Source organism: Ruegeria sp. B1 (assembly GCF_056535885.1).
In genome coordinates this window covers 3,928,978-3,944,554 of sequence record NZ_JBQFJA010000001.1, presented here as the reverse complement: position 1 = coordinate 3,944,554, position 15,577 = coordinate 3,928,978, and the positions used below count along the sequence as shown (strand labels likewise).

Genomic DNA, 15,577 nt, shown 5'->3' with positions numbered 1-15,577 from the left:
GAGATGAAGTCTGTCAGACAAATCGCGGAAGAGATTGTTGCGCGCGAAGGTGGCTATGTGAATGACCCTGATGATCCGGGTGGAGCCACAAACTTCGGCGTCACCATTCACACCATGCGACGATTGGGCTTGGACCTGGACCGCGATGGAGATGTCGATGCACGTGATGTCCGGGCGCTGAAACGCGACCAAGCCGTTGATATTTTCATCCGCCATTATTTTGAGAAACCGCGCATCAACCTGTTGCCCGAGCCGCTGCAAGCATCGGTCTTCGACATGTATGTGAACGCAGGCAGCAACGCCGTGAAGATCCTACAGCGACTGCTCAGTGAATTCCAGGAGCCGGTCACCGTCGATGGCGCGCTCGGACCTCAGACTGCAGCCGCCACGAGACGGGCATTTGCTAAGGCCGGTGTCCATTTGGTCGACGCTTATGGCATCGCTCGGCGCAACTACTATTTCCGGATCGCTGACCACCGCGCAGCTTCGCGCAAATACGCCCGTACCCGCGCTGGCGGTAAAGGCGGCTGGATTCGACGCGCCGAAGAGTTCATCAGCGCGCAATTTCACATGAGCGATTCAGAGTTTCAGCGGAGGGTTTCGGCATGGGCATGATCGGACGGATTTTGACAGGGCTTTTCGGCGGCGGTCGGAATGTGGTGGCCGAGACGGCCGAGGTGTTCCGCGTGAACGCGGAGGCCAGCGCACAGCGGCAATCGGATTATGCTCAGGCCGCGCTGGCGCAATTCGGCACGGAGTTTCAGATTGAGCGCAAGGGGTGCTTTGACCGCTTCATAGACGGTCTCAACCGATTGCCGCGCCCGCTGATGGTAGTGGCGACATTCGCGCTGTTCGCATCAGCGATGTTCGATCCGATCTGGTTTGCGGAGCGGATGCAGGGGTTGGCACTGGTGCCGGAACCACTCTGGTGGCTCGCAGGCACGATCGTCGCCTTCTATTTCGGTGGCCGTTTCCAAATCAAGGCGCACGAGTTCCAGCAAACAGTGGCTCAGGCGACAGCGATGGTTCCGCAGGTCATGGAGAACATCAGCCGTCTTCGCGCGTTGCGGCATGATAGCCCCGGTGTGGCCGACACAGGGACAGATACTGAGCTGACCGTTGCGTCGATCGAACCCAGCGACAACCCGGCCGTCCAGGCTTGGCGGGAGGCATCTGCGTGACACTAGACATCGACACCGGTCTGAAGCTGGCAAGCTTCGGACTATCTATTGCCGCCATGGTCTATGCCTTTTTCGTCAACCGGCGAAAGGATGTGGATGAGCGTTTCCGAGAAGGCTCCAATCGGATGGACCGCCACGAGAACCGGATCGCGACGATTGAGCAGACCGTCCAGACCATGCCTGGCAAGGACGACATGCATTCCCTTCAACTCGAGCTGGTCAAGCAGACCGGCTCTCTCAACGAAATGCGCGCGGTGATGGAGGGCAATGCCAAGATCATGGCACGCCTCGAGGCCATTGTGAGCCGCCATGAAGATCACCTACTCGAGGGAGGTAAAGGTAAATGAACGACTATGTAGGCACCCTTTCCAAACACCGTCGCCTGACAATCCTAAAATTCCTCTTGGACAGCCCTGAATACACCTCGAACGCCTCAATCATGGTCGAGGTTTGCAATACTTTCGGCGTCACTTCCACGCGTGACCAAGTGGCCGGTGAAGTGGCCTGGCTGAAAGAGCAAGGCATGGTGACGTTCGAAGATCATGGCGACTTTATCGTTGTGACCGCCACGACGCGCGGTGTCGAGATCGCCCAGGGCAAAGCCCGCCATGACGGAGTGCAGCGTCCTCGACCGGGAGTGTGATATGCCTCCTCGCCGCAAGATTGATTTGTTGCCGAGGGAGTTTAGGCAATGGCTTCAGGATGAGCTGAAGGACCGAGGTTTCTCAGGTTATGACGAGCTGACGGAAGCATTGAATTTCCGTCTTGCTGATGAAGGTCTGGAATTACGGATCGGCAAAACGGCTGTTCACGCATATGGTCAGGAATTCCAGCAATACGCGGCAATGCAAGAGCAAGCCCAGGATGAAATCCGTGCCTTCCTTGAAGAAGCCAGCCTGAAGGAAGAGGTCGATGTGACCTCGGCGCTGTTTCAGCAGCTCACCACGATCCAGTGGCGCTTGCAGATGATGATGGCGGATCCCGATCAACTTCCCGACCCGCGTGGTATGAAAGACCTGACCACCGCGCTTAACAACCTGATCCGGTCAACCAGCCTGCGTGACGGCATCTTGAAAGCCGAACGTGCCGCGCAATCCGAACGCTTAGACCAGGCGGTGGCCTCCGGGCAGATTGATCGCGCCGCCGCCGAGAAGGCTCGCGAGATCATGGGGTTTGGTTGATGTCCTATGACGACGAGAACTGGTGGGGGGAGCGCCACGGTTATGAGGTCCATGTAGACAATGCGATCGGACACCTGTGGGTCATCCATGATGGCAAGGTCACCTGGGATCAGCTTCAGGCGATCAAGAATGAAGTTTGGGGCTGCGATGCCCGCGCGATCGAAGTCTACCCGGCCGAGGGTGATGTAGTAAATTCACTGCACTGTCGTCACCTCTGGCGGCTCGGCCCAGCCGATTTTGTACCTGACCTGCTCGGCAATGATCCGGCACAAGACAGCCTTGCCGCGCGCTACATGAGTGCCTGGGCCGAAGCTCGCGAGGCAGGCAAATGAGTGTGGAGCCGGTCATTGACTTTCTTCCTTATCAGAAGGCCTGGATAAAGGATAAGTCCCGCTTCAAGGTCGGTATGATGACCCGCCGTGGCGGCAAGACGTTCGCGACCTGCGGCGAAGCTGTTGATGAGTGTATTCAGGCCGAGATTGAGGGACGCAAAGAACGCTGGACAATTCTCAGTCGATCAGAGGGCACGGCTAAAGAGGCGATCGAAGATGCCGTAAAGCCGATGACCAAAGCATTTTATTCGGTCTACTCGACGCTGGCCAAGCATGGGGAACCCGAGTTCAGCGAAGAAGACTTTGTCGTCCCGGCCCACACCAAGACCCTCAATCAGGGCGATCGCGTGTATGAAGTCCATGTCGAGGAAGCGACATACAAAGTCCAGGAAGTGCGCTTTCCCGGCGGTTCCAGAATATCTGCCATATCTGCGTCGCCGGATGCTGCCCGTGGTTTTGGCGGCAACCTCATTCTTGATGAGTTTGCCTTTCACCGCGACAGCCGCAGGATCTGGGCCTCGGCTTTCCCCGTTGCCGCACGCGGGAACCATAAGATCAGAGCTATTTCGACACCAAATGGTAAAGGGAACAAGTTCTACGAACTGATGACCACCACAGAAAATGGTTGGTCCAAACATCACGTCGACATTTACGAAGCCGTTAAACAGGGCCTCGATGTTGATCCAGATGAGCTGCGAAAGGCGCTGAACGACGAAGACGCCTGGGGTCAGGAATTCGAACTCAAGTGGATGGATGCTGCTTCAGCGTGGCTGACTTATGACCTGATCTCGTCTTGTGAAGATGTTCGTGCGGGTCATCCTTCTGTTTACCGAGGCGGTCCATGCTTTGTCGGCGTTGATATTGCCGCGCGCAACGACCTGTTTGTGATCTGGGTTTGTGAGGTGGTTGAAGGACAGCTCATCACCCGCGAGATCATCGAAGAGAAGAAGATCAAGTTTTCAAAGCAGGATGAGTTACTTGCCGATGTCTTCCGGCGGTATCGTGTTGTGCGGTGTTGCATGGATCAAACCGGCATGGGCGAAAAACCGGTCGAAGATGCGAAGGCCACGCATGGCGAGGATCGGGTCGAAGGCATCTTGTTTGGCGTCGCATCCAAGCTCGATCTTGCAACCGGCCTGAAAGAGACAATGGAAGAAAGAGGGCTTCTTATCCCTGAAGGCCAGCCTCTTCTGCGTGCCGATTTGCATGCAATAAAATCAACCGTCGGCGCGACAGGTGTTCGGCGGCTTGTCGCAGACGGGGATACGGATGGCCATGCTGACCGTTTTTGGGCTGCGGCCTTAGCCGTTGAGGCGTCCCAGACAGAGTACCAACCCTATGCTTATCGCCCTGTCCCACCAGGTGGGGGAAAAGATGTGCGCCGCCCGATTAAGCTGACGGCCGGGTTCCGGACCCAGAAAGGAGTGTGGTGATGGCTTATCAACTTGTGGATCAATATGAGCGCCCGGTGCGCAAGAAGCTTCTGACCGAACGTATTGCTGAACCAGGCATCACGTCCATCCGCACGGCCTGGGCGCACTCTGTTGCATCCGGCCTTACACCATCTCGTCTGTCATCCATACTGGCAGCCGCCGCAGAGGGCAGCCTCTATGATTATTTGGTACTGGCCGAGGAGATGGAGGAGCGCGATGCGCACTATGCCTCCGTGCTGGGTGTGCGCAAGCGCGCCGTCTCCGGTGTCGCCCCGATCGTCGAGCCTTCCTCTGATGATCCGCGAGACGTGAAGATCGCTGATGATGTTCGGACCAATCTGGCCCAACATGACAGCTTCACCGATCTGGTTGAGGATATGCTTGATGCGCTCGGCAAAGGTTTTTCGCAGGTCGAGCTGATTTGGGGCCGTGGCAAACGCACTTGGTGGATCGAGGAATTCATTCACCGGGATCCCCGCTTCTTCATGTTTGATCGAGATACCGGCCGGGAAGTGCGCCTGATCGATGAGAGTGACATGGTTAACGGGCTGGCGCTCGAGCCGTTCAAATGGATCAGCCACAAGGCCAAACTCAAGTCCGGGTTGGTCGGCCGAGGTGGTTTGGCGCGCCTCATTGCTTTCGGTTGGATGTGTAAGAGCTACACCCTGAAAGACTGGATCGCTTTCATTGAAACCTATGGCCTGCCGCTGCGCCTTGGCCGATATGGGGCCAGCGCCACTGCCGAGGATGTCGAAACGCTCTTCACTGCTGTTGCCAACATCGGCACCGATGCTGCCGCCGTTTTGCCTGACAGTATGCGGATCGACTTCGAGCAGATCGCCGGTGGCCCAGGCAATGACATCTTCGAGAAACTGGCACGCTGGGTAGATGAGCAGACATCGAAGGCGGTGTTGGGTCAAACCATGACCTCGGACAATGGCTCCTCAATGGCGCAGGCGCAGGTGCATAACGAGGTGCGCCATGACGTAGCTCAGTCAGATGCGCGCTCGGTTTCCGGCACGCTGAACCGCGACTTGATAAAGCCCTATGTCGATCTCAACTACGGGATCCAGGAGCGTTACCCCCGTCTGTCGATCCTCGTCGAGGAAGTCGAAGACACTGACATGATCATGAAGAACGCCTTCCGCATGATCAGCCAGGGCCTGCGCGTCAAACAATCGGAGCTGCGATCCAAACTGGGCTTTTCCGAACCGGACGATGACGACGAGGTGATCGGCGGTGTGAAGCCAGCGGCCAAAACAGCCGAGGCGCGTAACCGGGCAGAGCCGGATGACCCATATGCCGATCTCGACGAAGTGGAGGATGATCTCTTTGCCGATTGGGAGGAGGTCATGGGCGATGTGCTGGAGCCTGCGCTTGCGCTTCTGGAAGGGGCATCCAGCTATGACGAGGCCCGCAGGATCATCACGGATGCTTTCCCACAGCTCGGCGATAAAGCCATGATTGAATCCCTCGTTAAAGCCGCAGTTAAATCCCGTGCGTCTGGCGAGGCCGAGGATGACTGAGTTCTCGGATAAGCCGGGCTACGCATTCAACCCTGGTGCACCGCCCGAGGTGGCGTCCTTTTTTCGCAACAAAGGGCTACGGCCGAGTTTTGATTGGCAGGATGTCGAACCTGAAGAGCATGCCGTGGCTTTCTCGGTTGCCAAGGCCATGCAGGTCGATGTGCTGGAGGCGATCCACGGCGCATTGCAAGAGGCTATCGACGAAGGCATTCCCTATGAGCAGTTTGCCAAAGATTTGAAGCCACGCTTGCGCAAACTCGGCTGGTGGGGCGTTAAAGAGCAGGTTGATCCGGTCACTGGCGATGTGCGCAAGGTACGGCTTGGCAGTCCGCGCCGTCTCAAGACAATCTATCGGGCGAACATCCGGTCGGCCCGTGCTGCAGGTCAGTGGGATCGCATCCAGCGCACAAAGGACGCCTTGCCCTATCTGATCTACCTGCTTGGCCCCAGCGAAAACCATCGTCCGCACCATGAGGCCAAGGAAGGTCTGGTGTTGCCCGTAGATGACCCGTTCTGGCAGAGTTGGTATCCGCCCAATGGCTGGGGTTGCAAATGCCATGTGCGCCAGATCACCAGGCGCGAGGCCGAGCGACGCGGGATCTCGGACAGCCCGGAGATCCCGATGCGAGAAGTCTTCAACCGGCGCACTGGCGAAATCAAGCGCATCCCTTCCGGCATCGATCCCGGCTGGGAGATGAACCCCGGCCTTTACCGTCAGCGCCAGATGGAGCGCTTCCTAACGGGCAAGTTGGATGCGGCCGATCCGGCAGTTGCGCGTGCTGCCGCGCGGGACATGGCCGCAAGCTGGCGGCTGCGGCGCATTCATGAAGGCAGTGCTAAGGGCGCTGTCCCTGTGGCAATGTTGCCCGATGAGCTAGCCTCAGCGATCAGCGCGCGCACCCGCGTCGTCCAATTCTCCGACTACACCGCCGAAAAGACCCGGCGCAAACATGGCGAGGCAACGGCAGAAGAGTTTGTCCGCGTAGCCGATCTGCTTGAGACCGGCTCAGCGGCTCGGGAGGTCTCCTCCACTGGCACGGAAAGTCTGATTATCGAAGGTGGTGCCGATCGGCGTTGGCGTCTGGTGCTGAAACGTACGGTGGTGGGTGATGAGATTTTCCTCAGCACCTTCCATCGAACAACGCTGGCCAAATGGCGCAGACTTCTTGAGCGCGATGGCGTCGATCTGGTGAGGGAATAAAGCGTCTGGAAGGACGGTGTCTCCTTCGCGGCTCGAGACCGGCTGCCCGCTTGGCTCAGACGCAATCCAAGCATAAGCAATCTGCCCCGGATTTTCAACCGAACCGACCCTGTCATGGAGCGGAGCCTCAAACGTGGGCAAGGGTCTATACAAGCTTCGCCGTTAAACAGGGTTTAAACGGGTCAGGAGCGACCTTGAGAAAAATTCCGGCCCGCAGTAGCGTCTGACCAATGATGGCCCTCTCCGGCCCTCTGAGCGCTTGACCCAAAACCATCACTGACACGCAGTCTTACCCCCGACAACTGTCGGGGCGCAATCGCTTGTAGGAGCGGGGCATTGTCGCCCCATGACTGTGAACACTTCCGTGCAAACAATAGCATTGGCGCTGAATGCGTCTGGTGATGCTGTGCCAGACTGGATTCAGCTCACACCGGCAGGCCCAGACATTGAGGGGCGTGACGGTCGTAAATGGGTTTTGCCGAACCCCGAAGAGGTCGTCGCTGCGTTCAAACGCAACGCTGCGGATCTGCCTGTGGACTTCGAACATGCCACGCAAGTGAAAGGTCCCAAGGGCGAAGCGGCCCCTGCGATTGGCTGGATCAAGGATTTGGAAGTTCGGAGCGGCGCGATCTGGGGCCGTGTCGAATGGAACGAAGTTGGTCGACAGGCCATTGCATCCAAAGGCTATCGCTACATCAGCCCTGTGTTCACTTTCAAAAAGGCTGCAGGCGACATCCTCAAGATGCTCTCTGCCGGTCTGACCAATCAACCCAACTTGCAACTCGCCGCTCTCAATACTGAGGGCGATCAGGAGGAACCTGCCATGAACAAGGCGATCCTTGAGGCCCTTGGCCTGTCTGAGGGCGCATCTGAAACGGATGCCCTGACGGCGATCAACAAGCTGAAATCCGACGAGGCCACCGCGCGCAATCGCGCCGAAAATCCCGACGCCTCAAAATTTGTGCCTCGTGCTGACCACGATCTCGCGTTGAACAGGATCAAGAAGTTCGAGGACGCCGAAGCAGAACGCGAAGACGAAGCAATCAACACTGCCGTCGACGCTGCCATTGAGGCGGGCAAAATCGCTCCAGCCAGCCGTGACTATCATGTAGCCGCCTGCCGCGACGAAGGCGGTCTCGAACGCTTTCAGAAGATGGTCGAGGCCAGCCCCGAGATCGCTGCCAAAAGCGACCTCGATGGCAAGAAGGTCGAAGCCCAAAACAAAACCGCTCTAACCGACGAAGAGCTGGCCACCTGCCGTGCCCTGGGGATGACCGAAGAGGACTTCGCCGCCGCCAAGGCTGACGAGAACAAGGAGTAAACCGCCATGATGGTCACAGCCGCATCCCTCACCGCCCTTCAGGTCGGTTTCAAGAAGAACTTCCAGGACGCGTTCACCGCAACCCGGCCTGACGCTGACTTCACCAGCGTCGCCACGGTGATCACTTCGACTTCCAAGTCGGAAACCTATGGTTGGCTCGGCAAGTTCCCGAAGATGCGGGAATGGGTCGGTGCCCGCGTGATCAAGGACATGGAAGCCAAGGGCTACACGATCACGAACAAGGACTTTGAGTCCACCGTTGGCGTCGAGCGCAACGACATCGAGGACGATAACTTGGGTGTCTATGGTCCACTGATGCAGGAGATGGGGGTTAGCGCCGCGCAGCAGCCTGACGACTTGACCTTTGGCCTGATGGCCCAGGGTCGCGTTGAGACCTGCTATGATGGCCAGTACTTCTTTGACGGTGACCATCCCTCGTTTAACGAAAACGGCGATGCAATCACCGTCTCCAACGTCGATGCTTCCGGCGCGGTTGGAAACCCCTGGTGGTATCTGCTCGATGTGACCCGGCCGTTGAAGCCGATGATCTATCAGGAACGGAAGAAGCCCCAGTTCGTTGCGAAGACCGATCCGCAGAACTCCGATCATGTCTTCATGAATAAGGAGTTCCTCTACGGCGTCGATGCCCGCAGCAATGTGGGCTTCGGTCTCTGGCAGATGGCCTATGCGTCGAATGCGGCGCTTGATGGCGACAGCCTGGACGCGGCGATCGAGAAGATGCGCGGGTTGCGCGATAGCAACGGCCGCCCGCTGGGCATCAAGCCGAGCCTGATGGTGGTTGGTCCCAAGCTGCGCTCCGCTGCAAACAAGACCGTCAAGGTCATGCTGGGCGCAGGCGGTGCGTCGAATGCCAATTACGAGGCGGTCGATGTTCTCGACACGCCGTGGGTCGCGTGAGGAGCTGAGCTATGACTGGTAAGTTTCTAATTGCTGCCACCGTCGCCGCTGGTTTCTGGCGCTGCGGTCGGCATTTCACCGAAAGTGGCATCTTGGTTGATGCAGCCGACTTCACCGACGAGGAGTGGGAGCGCCTGAAGGCCGAGGTCAAACTTCGCATCAAGGAGGCATCGGACGACGATGCCGCCGCGATCAAGGAGCGGCTTGAGAAGATCGCTGAAGCGGTCTCCGCGTTCTCAGCCGAGGACTTCCAGCGTGACGGTAAGCCCAAGCTCGACAGCTTGAACGCCCTTTTGAGCGACGAGCTGGGCAAGATCACAGGCGCAGAACGCGACCGCGTCTGGGACGCCATGACAGAAAACGGGTTCAAAGCACCAACTGCTTCGAGCTGACCAATACCTGAGAGAGGGGGCAACTGGTCCGGGCCGCAAGTCCGTCAGCACCCATAGACCGCCGGTTTGAAAGCACCCTCGGGGCACCGGCGCAGGGGACGCCAAGAGTGTAGCGCAAAGCGAAGCCCCCAACACGCCACGACCTGGGCATGTCAGAAAACTGCCCCCGAATTCAAAACCGACACGCGGGCGAGCAGACATCCCCAGATGGCGCGCGTCGGATCAGCCCGGTCGGCGGAGTGGCAGCACCGCTGGCCGGGTAACTCGAACAGAGGAAGATCATGGCCTACGCCACGCAGCAAGATATCATCACGCTCTATTCCGAGGACGCTCTCTATGTTGCGGATCGGGATGGTGATGGCGTGGTTGATGCCGATGCTGTGACCCGCGCTTTGACCTCAGCCTCTGGCGAAATCGACAGCTTTATTGGCGTGCGCCACTCCCTACCGCTAGATTTGGCTGATGCGGTGGCAGCCCAAGAGCTGTTGAAGCAGTTCTGTGTGGATATCGCGATCTATCGGTTGGCGTTGTCCCGCGATGTACTCTCTGAAGAACATCGCCGCCGCTACGAAGACACGATCAAGCACCTCGAAAAAATCGCCAAAGGCACCGCGTCCTTGAACCTGCGTGGTCCTGTGGATCCCAACACCGGGGAAGCCACTCACACCTCGCCCCGTCCGATCGTGGCCGGTGGGCCTCCGCGTGTGTTCACACGCGAGAAAATGCGGGGGCTGTGACCATGGCTGGTGTAACTGCATCCCTGACGACCGAAGGACTTGACGCGGCAATCAAGCGGCTGAGCCGTCTCGAAGGTTTCCAAATGGCCGAGTTGACCGACGCGGCTGGTGCAATTCTGGAAAGCTCCACCCGCAATCGCTTCGAAACAAAGACCGCCCCGGATGGTGCGGCCTGGGTGCCTTGGTCCGAAGCCTATGACGACACTCGCGAGGATCGCCATTCGCTGCTCGTTGAAGAGGGTGATCTACGCGACAGCATCGCCAGTTACTCAACCGGCGGCGAAGTCCATGTGGGATCGAACCTGATTTACGCCGCGCATCATCATTTTGGCGGCGATGAGATCGGCAGCGGGATCCCCGCGCGTCCTTATCTCGGGATCTCCGATGAAGACGAGATCGATCTGGCTGATCTAGTCACCGGCAAGCTGGAGGAGCTTCTGCAATGAGCGATACACTGCTTTCCGATCTGCCCAAGACTGTCAGCGCAATGGTTAAGTCCTTCATGCCTGATCTGGCCGAATGCAAACCGCACGCGGGCAAATTCTCGCTTGAGGAGTTGAAGCGCAAAGGTTTGCCGTCGCCCTCGGTCCTGGTCTCGGTTCTGGGTGCAAAGCAAGACACCACCTATGCCGGACACGCCAACACCTTCATGTTGCAAATGGCGGTCTATGTCGTGGTCAGGGATGGGCTGGGAGCGCCACGTGACGTGCGTGCCGCGAACATCTGCCAGAAAATCCTGTCATTCGTTCCTGGTCAAAACTGGGACAACCCGGCGATGGGCGAAGCCCGCAACGTCCGAATGCATACGCTTATCTCCTCCAAGGCCAAGGATCATGCAGTCTCGCTTTGGGCCGTGACATGGGATCAACCGATCAGCTTCTTTCAGCCTGAAGCGCGACCGCTCGGAGTAGAGCTGTATGTGGCGCAGGTGTCTGGAGACGAGCCTGGGGTCGAAGAAGACTACACCCAAATCGGGGGGCAAGGCTGATGTCTGAAGCGCTCGCCGAAGCGGATCGCCGTATCGAGAACATCGTCCGCGTAGGCCGGATCGCTTCTGTCGATCCTGGTACCGCCACCGCCATCGTTGATTTTGGCAGTTTTTCATCACCGCCTTTACCCGTTTCTCAACTGCGCGCCGGTGGGATGCAGTTTTGGTGGATGCCCACGGTTGGGGAGCAGGTGATCGTCATATCCGAGAGCGGTGAAATCGCTCAGGGCTGTATCGCAGCCTCGATCTATGCGGGAAACGCACCAAGCTCCGACGCTGCCGTCCCGCAAATCAACTTGGCCGGTGGTGAGATGATCATCAAGGGAACGCTCAACGTGACCGTCGATGTGAACGTTGAGGGCGACGTTCATGTTGGCGGTGATGTTCAGGTCGGCGGGGACGTTCACGTTGGGGGCGCTGTTCATGTTGGCGGTGCTGTGCTGGCTAACGGCGACGTCTCTGCCAAGGGCGTCAGCCTTGCCAACCACACCCACAGTGGCGTCGAGCGTGGACCTTCCAACACAGGGAAACCGATCTGATGAACGAAAAGAAAGATTACACCGTCAAAGCCGATGGCTGGGTTGCAGGCAAGTGGCGCGCCAAGGGCAGCACCGTGTCTCTGACCGATGTCGAAGCCAAGTACGAAAACGTCACTCTTGTGTTGATCGGCATCGATCTGGCTGGAGGCGCTGACGAAACCGTTGTCACCGAGATCCCGGCTGACAAGGCCGAAACCGGCAAACGGAGCCGCACCAAGAAATGATCGGCATGAACCGGCATACGGGTCGGAAGATCGAAGCGGCGGTGCATTTGGCGCAGTCGATCCTCGACATTCTGACAACGCCCAAAGGCTCGTTGGTGATGCTGCGAGACTACGGCTCCGATTTGCCTGACGTGATCGACCAGCCGCTCAATGGCGAGACCATGATCGACGCTTACCTCGCGACAGCCGAGGCGCTTGACCTTTGGGAGCCTCGCATCGATCTGGCCCGTATCGAATTGGTTGCCACCCGTGCGGGCTACGCCGAGTTCGAACTGTATGACGCGGAAGGAAACGTGATCCCGATGCCTGTCGATCTCAATGCAGAGGTGGCAGCATGAGTGGTTTCACTTCGATCGATCTGAGCAAACTGCCCGCGCCAGAGGTTATCAAGACGGTCGAATATGAGGTGCTGCTGGCTGAAATGAAGGCCGAGGCCATCAGCTTTATGCCTGATCTCGAAGCCTATCTGTCGCTCGAGAGTGAACCGACCGCGCAGCTCCTGCGGGTCTGCGCCTATTACCGGATGCTCGATCGACTGGAGTTCAATGACGGGGCAAGGGCCTGCATGTTGGCGCTTTCCACCGGAAGCAACCTCGATCAGCTCGCTGCTCTTTTTGGCGTTACCCGGCAAGTGATCCAAGAGGCTAACCCGAATGCGGTGCCGCCAATACCCGAGGTGCTTGAGGATGACGACCGGTTGCGCATCCGTGCGCATCTCGCGCCGGAAGGCTTCCCAACAGCGGGACCGCGAGGCGCTTACATCTTCTGGGCGCTGTCTGCGTCGGGTGCAATTAAGGACGTGTCTGTTGACGCACCGCGCTTTGATAAGCTGGAGCTTGATCCCTCTATTGCTGCTCAACTGCCCGCAGATGTTTTAGTGCTTCGGGTCGTCGATGACGCTGGGCTTGACGATCCTATGCCGGGCGATGTGGCAGTTACGGTTCTTTCCCGTGATGGTGACGGCACTCCGTCACAGCAGGATTTGAGTGCCGTTAGCACCGGGTTAAACGAAGAAGATATTCGTCCTCTGACCGATCATCCGCGCGTCAAACCCCCCACAATCATTCCTTATCAGGTCGAAGCCATGCTGACCCTTTACAACGGGCCAGACGAAGACCTTGTGCTTGCAGCCGCCCGAGAGGCCATTGAAGCCTACGTGCACGAGCATCACCGACTTGGCCACGACATCACGATTTCTGGCCTACATGCGGCATTACACCAAGCCGGAGTGCAGAATGTCGATCTGATCCAGCCCGCCGCCCATATCGAGGTGGATGATTATCAGGCGGCGTATTGCACCGGCATCACCCTGACCGTGGGAGGTCGTGATGTCTGATCTTTCTTCGGTCCTCAAACCCAACGCGACGCGGCATGACCAGGCGATTGAGCAGGCGATCCGCAAGGGCACCCCCGATCTGACGTCGGTGGCCACGTTGATGAACCCCGACACATGCCCTTCCGAATTGCTTGGGTGGCTCGCTTGGGCCTTCTCGGTCGAGACCTGGGAGGCAAGCTGGCCGGAGGCTACCAAGCGCGCGGTCATCAAGCGCAGCATCGAATTGCACCGCCTGAAGGGTACGATCGGCGCTGTGCGGCGGGCACTGGAGACGCTGGGCTATGCCATCGATATCTCCGAATGGTTCGAATATGGCGGAACACCGTACACCTTCCGCATCGCAGTCGATGTTCTCGGCTCGCACTCCTTAGGCATCGAGATCAGCCCGGACCTCTTGGCTGAGATCGTCGAAGTAATCGACAACGTGAAGCCGGTGCGGGCGCATTTCGATGTGGCGCTCAATGTCTGCATCGATACCCCCGCTCATGGCGGGGCGTTTCAACACACAGCCATCAGAGCCGAGGCGGTGGCGGACATTCCGCCCGCACCGGTTCTAACGGCGCAGTCTGGTTATGCAGCGGTGGCACACACCCACCTGCGCGTGGAAGTGGGAGGCTGACGATGGCGTCTTTTGCGATGCTTACGAATGTGGGCCGTAACAAGGAAGCGGCGGCTCTGGCCAATGGCACTCCGCTCGAAATTTCCAACATTGCATGGGGCGATGGCAAACGTATTCCGGCAGGCGGCGAGATCGCACTGGAAAATGAACAGGGCCGTAAAGCTGTCCAAGGCAAAGGTACTGTTGCAGACGCACTCAACACGGCCTTTTTCGAGGTGCTGTTGACCGAGGACGAAGGGCCGTTTGTGATCCGCGAAGCCGGTATCTTCGATGTGGATGGCGATATGATCGCCATCGCTCATTATGACCCGCCGGTGAACAAACCACTCAATACAGTCTCGGCACATCTGCGCATCAAGGTGGTGTTCACCGACCTGCAAAACCTGAATATTCAGATTGACGCCTCCACTGCGTTCGTCACACCGGAGCAGTTGGCTCAAGCGATTGAAGCGCTGAAAGCCCCGACGGTCACAATTCTCACCGAGGGCGCAGACGCCACCTACGTCACACCGGAAGGATGCAAAGCCCTTCATGTCAGAGGCGTTGGTGGCGGCGCGGGAGGTGAATTCCCGGCAACCCATCCAAACTTCTCAATCCGCCTTGGCCTTCCCGGCGGCGGTGGTGCCGGGTTTGAGGCATGGTTAACACCAACCCCTTTTCAGGAGTTCACCTACACAATTGGCGCAGGCGGTTCGCCCGGCGGTTTAAGCGATTTTCAGAGTCCCGTCTTCGGCGGTTCCGGCGGCACCACCCGCTTTGGGAGCATCGCTGCGAATGGAGGCAGAAACACAAGTACTGGATCAACGGCGACGGCATGGCGTGGCAATGATCCGTCAACGAAAGTGCTCACTTTTCGCGGATCGCCGGGGCAGCGTGTCAACTACACGGGCCACGACGGTCGTGAATTCCTGCACGTTCCCGGTGGGTCCATCTTCGGACCATCAGACTCGGTATCTGCATGGGGCGCCGGGCAATCCGCCACAGTTCCCGGAACAGGAGGTGCTGGCGGAGCCGGTGTGGGGGGACCCGTTTTCGCACAAGGTGGCGCTGACGGAATTATCGTCGTGACGGAGTACTACTGATGAAGACTGTCGCTGAAATCACCGATGGCCGTGTGACCAATATCGCGCGGATCAAGGATGATACCCCCATCCCCGAAGGTTGGGTCGAATGCAACGGCGTCGCTTGTATCGGCGACAAGTATGACGGCCAAGCATTCACGACCCCTGCTGCCCCTGCGGCTGCGGTGATCCCGTTTGAACAGGCCAAAGCAAAAGCATTGGCGGACGTGAAGGCAACGCATGCCAGCTACCTGCGCCAAGCGACTGACAACGCCACCGCCGAAGAGCGGGACACGTGGCCCGCGAAGAGCGCGGCTGCAACAGCCTACCTAGCGGGCACCGCCACCGCTGCCCAGATCGCGTTTATGGGCGCGGCGGCGGCGCGCGACGGCGTCACGCCTGATGCGCTAGCCCAGACCATCATCACCAAGGCAGACGCATACCTTGGCCATATCGGTCAGGCCGACGATCTCCTTGCTTCGGGCCGCGCCGCCGTCGAGGCTGCGACCACCCACGATGCGCTGCAAGCCGCACTGGACGCGTTCGAGGCCGAGGCACAGGCGGCGTTTGAGGCGTTAGGAGGCTGAC

Annotated in this window: 22 protein-coding genes; all 22 read left to right on the top strand. The window is 58.6% G+C overall.

Annotation, left to right across the window (positions count from 1 at the left end; translation table 11 throughout):
- The first annotated feature begins 3 nt into the window (after positions 1-3).
- The 22 genes from ACR3ES_RS19500 to ACR3ES_RS19395 all read left to right on the top strand — a co-directional run bounded on the left by ACR3ES_RS19500 (position 4) and on the right by ACR3ES_RS19395 (position 15,576).
- Positions 4-615 (top strand): holin-associated N-acetylmuramidase, encoded by a 612-nt coding sequence (locus tag ACR3ES_RS19500; protein WP_480424258.1) that lies wholly within the window; start codon positions 4-6, stop codon positions 613-615.
- Entirely contained in the window at positions 606-1,181 is a 576-nt protein-coding gene (locus tag ACR3ES_RS19495; RefSeq protein WP_171558907.1) for a holin family protein, read from the top strand. The genes ACR3ES_RS19500 and ACR3ES_RS19495 overlap by 10 nt, the downstream gene beginning before the upstream one ends.
- The gene (locus ACR3ES_RS19490; protein WP_367383368.1) at positions 1,178-1,528 is read left to right on the top strand and encodes a DUF2730 family protein; all 351 of its coding nucleotides are present in this window, start codon (positions 1,178-1,180) and stop codon (positions 1,526-1,528) included. The genes ACR3ES_RS19495 and ACR3ES_RS19490 overlap by 4 nt, the downstream gene beginning before the upstream one ends.
- On the top strand, positions 1,525-1,824 hold the full coding sequence (locus tag ACR3ES_RS19485) for a VpaChn25_0724 family phage protein (protein WP_171558905.1): 300 nt from the start codon (positions 1,525-1,527) through the stop codon (positions 1,822-1,824). The genes ACR3ES_RS19490 and ACR3ES_RS19485 overlap by 4 nt, the downstream gene beginning before the upstream one ends.
- A gap of 1 nt (position 1,825) precedes the next feature.
- Positions 1,826-2,362 carry a phage protein Gp27 family protein gene (locus ACR3ES_RS19480; RefSeq protein ID WP_171558902.1) on the top strand — a complete coding sequence of 179 codons (537 nt, stop codon included), beginning with the start codon at positions 1,826-1,828 and terminating at the stop codon, positions 2,360-2,362.
- Positions 2,362-2,694, top strand: coding sequence for a DUF7694 domain-containing protein (locus ACR3ES_RS19475; RefSeq protein ID WP_480424257.1), 333 nt, complete (start codon positions 2,362-2,364; stop codon positions 2,692-2,694). The genes ACR3ES_RS19480 and ACR3ES_RS19475 overlap by 1 nt, the downstream gene beginning before the upstream one ends.
- Before the next feature lie 77 nt (positions 2,695-2,771).
- Positions 2,772-4,127: a phage terminase large subunit family protein gene (locus ACR3ES_RS19470; RefSeq protein ID WP_480581912.1), complete on the top strand. Its 1,356-nt coding sequence runs from the start codon at positions 2,772-2,774 to the stop codon at positions 4,125-4,127.
- The gene (locus tag ACR3ES_RS19465; RefSeq protein WP_480424254.1) at positions 4,127-5,653 is read left to right on the top strand and encodes a DUF935 domain-containing protein; all 1,527 of its coding nucleotides are present in this window, start codon (positions 4,127-4,129) and stop codon (positions 5,651-5,653) included. The genes ACR3ES_RS19470 and ACR3ES_RS19465 overlap by 1 nt, the downstream gene beginning before the upstream one ends.
- The gene (locus ACR3ES_RS19460) at positions 5,646-6,854 is read left to right on the top strand and encodes a phage head morphogenesis protein (RefSeq protein ID WP_480424252.1); all 1,209 of its coding nucleotides are present in this window, start codon (positions 5,646-5,648) and stop codon (positions 6,852-6,854) included. The genes ACR3ES_RS19465 and ACR3ES_RS19460 overlap by 8 nt, the downstream gene beginning before the upstream one ends.
- Positions 6,855-7,200: 346 nt before the next feature.
- Positions 7,201-8,175, top strand: coding sequence for a phage protease (locus tag ACR3ES_RS19455; RefSeq protein ID WP_480458704.1), 975 nt, complete (start codon positions 7,201-7,203; stop codon positions 8,173-8,175).
- A gap of 6 nt (positions 8,176-8,181) precedes the next feature.
- Positions 8,182-9,093, top strand: coding sequence for a Mu-like prophage major head subunit gpT family protein (locus ACR3ES_RS19450; RefSeq protein WP_171558888.1), 912 nt, complete (start codon positions 8,182-8,184; stop codon positions 9,091-9,093).
- Positions 9,094-9,104: 11 nt separating this feature from the next.
- Positions 9,105-9,485 carry a hypothetical protein gene (locus tag ACR3ES_RS19445; protein WP_480424249.1) on the top strand — a complete coding sequence of 127 codons (381 nt, stop codon included), beginning with the start codon at positions 9,105-9,107 and terminating at the stop codon, positions 9,483-9,485.
- A 281-nt stretch (positions 9,486-9,766) separates the two neighbouring features.
- A complete protein-coding gene (locus tag ACR3ES_RS19440; protein WP_480424248.1) occupies positions 9,767-10,222 on the top strand; it encodes a gp436 family protein in 456 nt (151 codons plus the stop codon).
- Between the two features lie 2 nt (positions 10,223-10,224).
- Entirely contained in the window at positions 10,225-10,668 is a 444-nt protein-coding gene (locus ACR3ES_RS19435) for a phage virion morphogenesis protein (RefSeq protein ID WP_480424246.1), read from the top strand.
- Entirely contained in the window at positions 10,665-11,210 is a 546-nt protein-coding gene (locus tag ACR3ES_RS19430) for a hypothetical protein (RefSeq protein ID WP_480424244.1), read from the top strand. Before ACR3ES_RS19435 ends, ACR3ES_RS19430 begins: the two co-directional genes overlap by 4 nt.
- Positions 11,210-11,749 carry a phage baseplate assembly protein V gene (locus ACR3ES_RS19425; protein ID WP_171558876.1) on the top strand — a complete coding sequence of 180 codons (540 nt, stop codon included), beginning with the start codon at positions 11,210-11,212 and terminating at the stop codon, positions 11,747-11,749. Before ACR3ES_RS19430 ends, ACR3ES_RS19425 begins: the two co-directional genes overlap by 1 nt.
- Entirely contained in the window at positions 11,749-11,973 is a 225-nt protein-coding gene (locus tag ACR3ES_RS19420) for a hypothetical protein (RefSeq protein ID WP_480424243.1), read from the top strand. Before ACR3ES_RS19425 ends, ACR3ES_RS19420 begins: the two co-directional genes overlap by 1 nt.
- The gene (locus tag ACR3ES_RS19415; RefSeq protein ID WP_480493569.1) at positions 11,970-12,311 is read left to right on the top strand and encodes a GPW/gp25 family protein; all 342 of its coding nucleotides are present in this window, start codon (positions 11,970-11,972) and stop codon (positions 12,309-12,311) included. Before ACR3ES_RS19420 ends, ACR3ES_RS19415 begins: the two co-directional genes overlap by 4 nt.
- The gene (locus ACR3ES_RS19410; RefSeq protein ID WP_480424239.1) at positions 12,308-13,309 is read left to right on the top strand and encodes a baseplate assembly protein; all 1,002 of its coding nucleotides are present in this window, start codon (positions 12,308-12,310) and stop codon (positions 13,307-13,309) included. Before ACR3ES_RS19415 ends, ACR3ES_RS19410 begins: the two co-directional genes overlap by 4 nt.
- The gene (locus tag ACR3ES_RS19405; protein WP_480424238.1) at positions 13,302-13,928 is read left to right on the top strand and encodes a phage tail protein I; all 627 of its coding nucleotides are present in this window, start codon (positions 13,302-13,304) and stop codon (positions 13,926-13,928) included. The genes ACR3ES_RS19410 and ACR3ES_RS19405 overlap by 8 nt, the downstream gene beginning before the upstream one ends.
- Positions 13,929-13,930: 2 nt before the next feature.
- Positions 13,931-15,010 (top strand): phage tail-collar fiber domain-containing protein, encoded by a 1,080-nt coding sequence (locus ACR3ES_RS19400; protein ID WP_480424236.1) that lies wholly within the window; start codon positions 13,931-13,933, stop codon positions 15,008-15,010.
- Positions 15,010-15,576, top strand: a complete 567-nt coding sequence (locus tag ACR3ES_RS19395) for a hypothetical protein (protein ID WP_480424234.1) — start codon at positions 15,010-15,012, stop codon at positions 15,574-15,576. The genes ACR3ES_RS19400 and ACR3ES_RS19395 overlap by 1 nt, the downstream gene beginning before the upstream one ends.
- Position 15,577 lies beyond the last annotated feature (1 nt).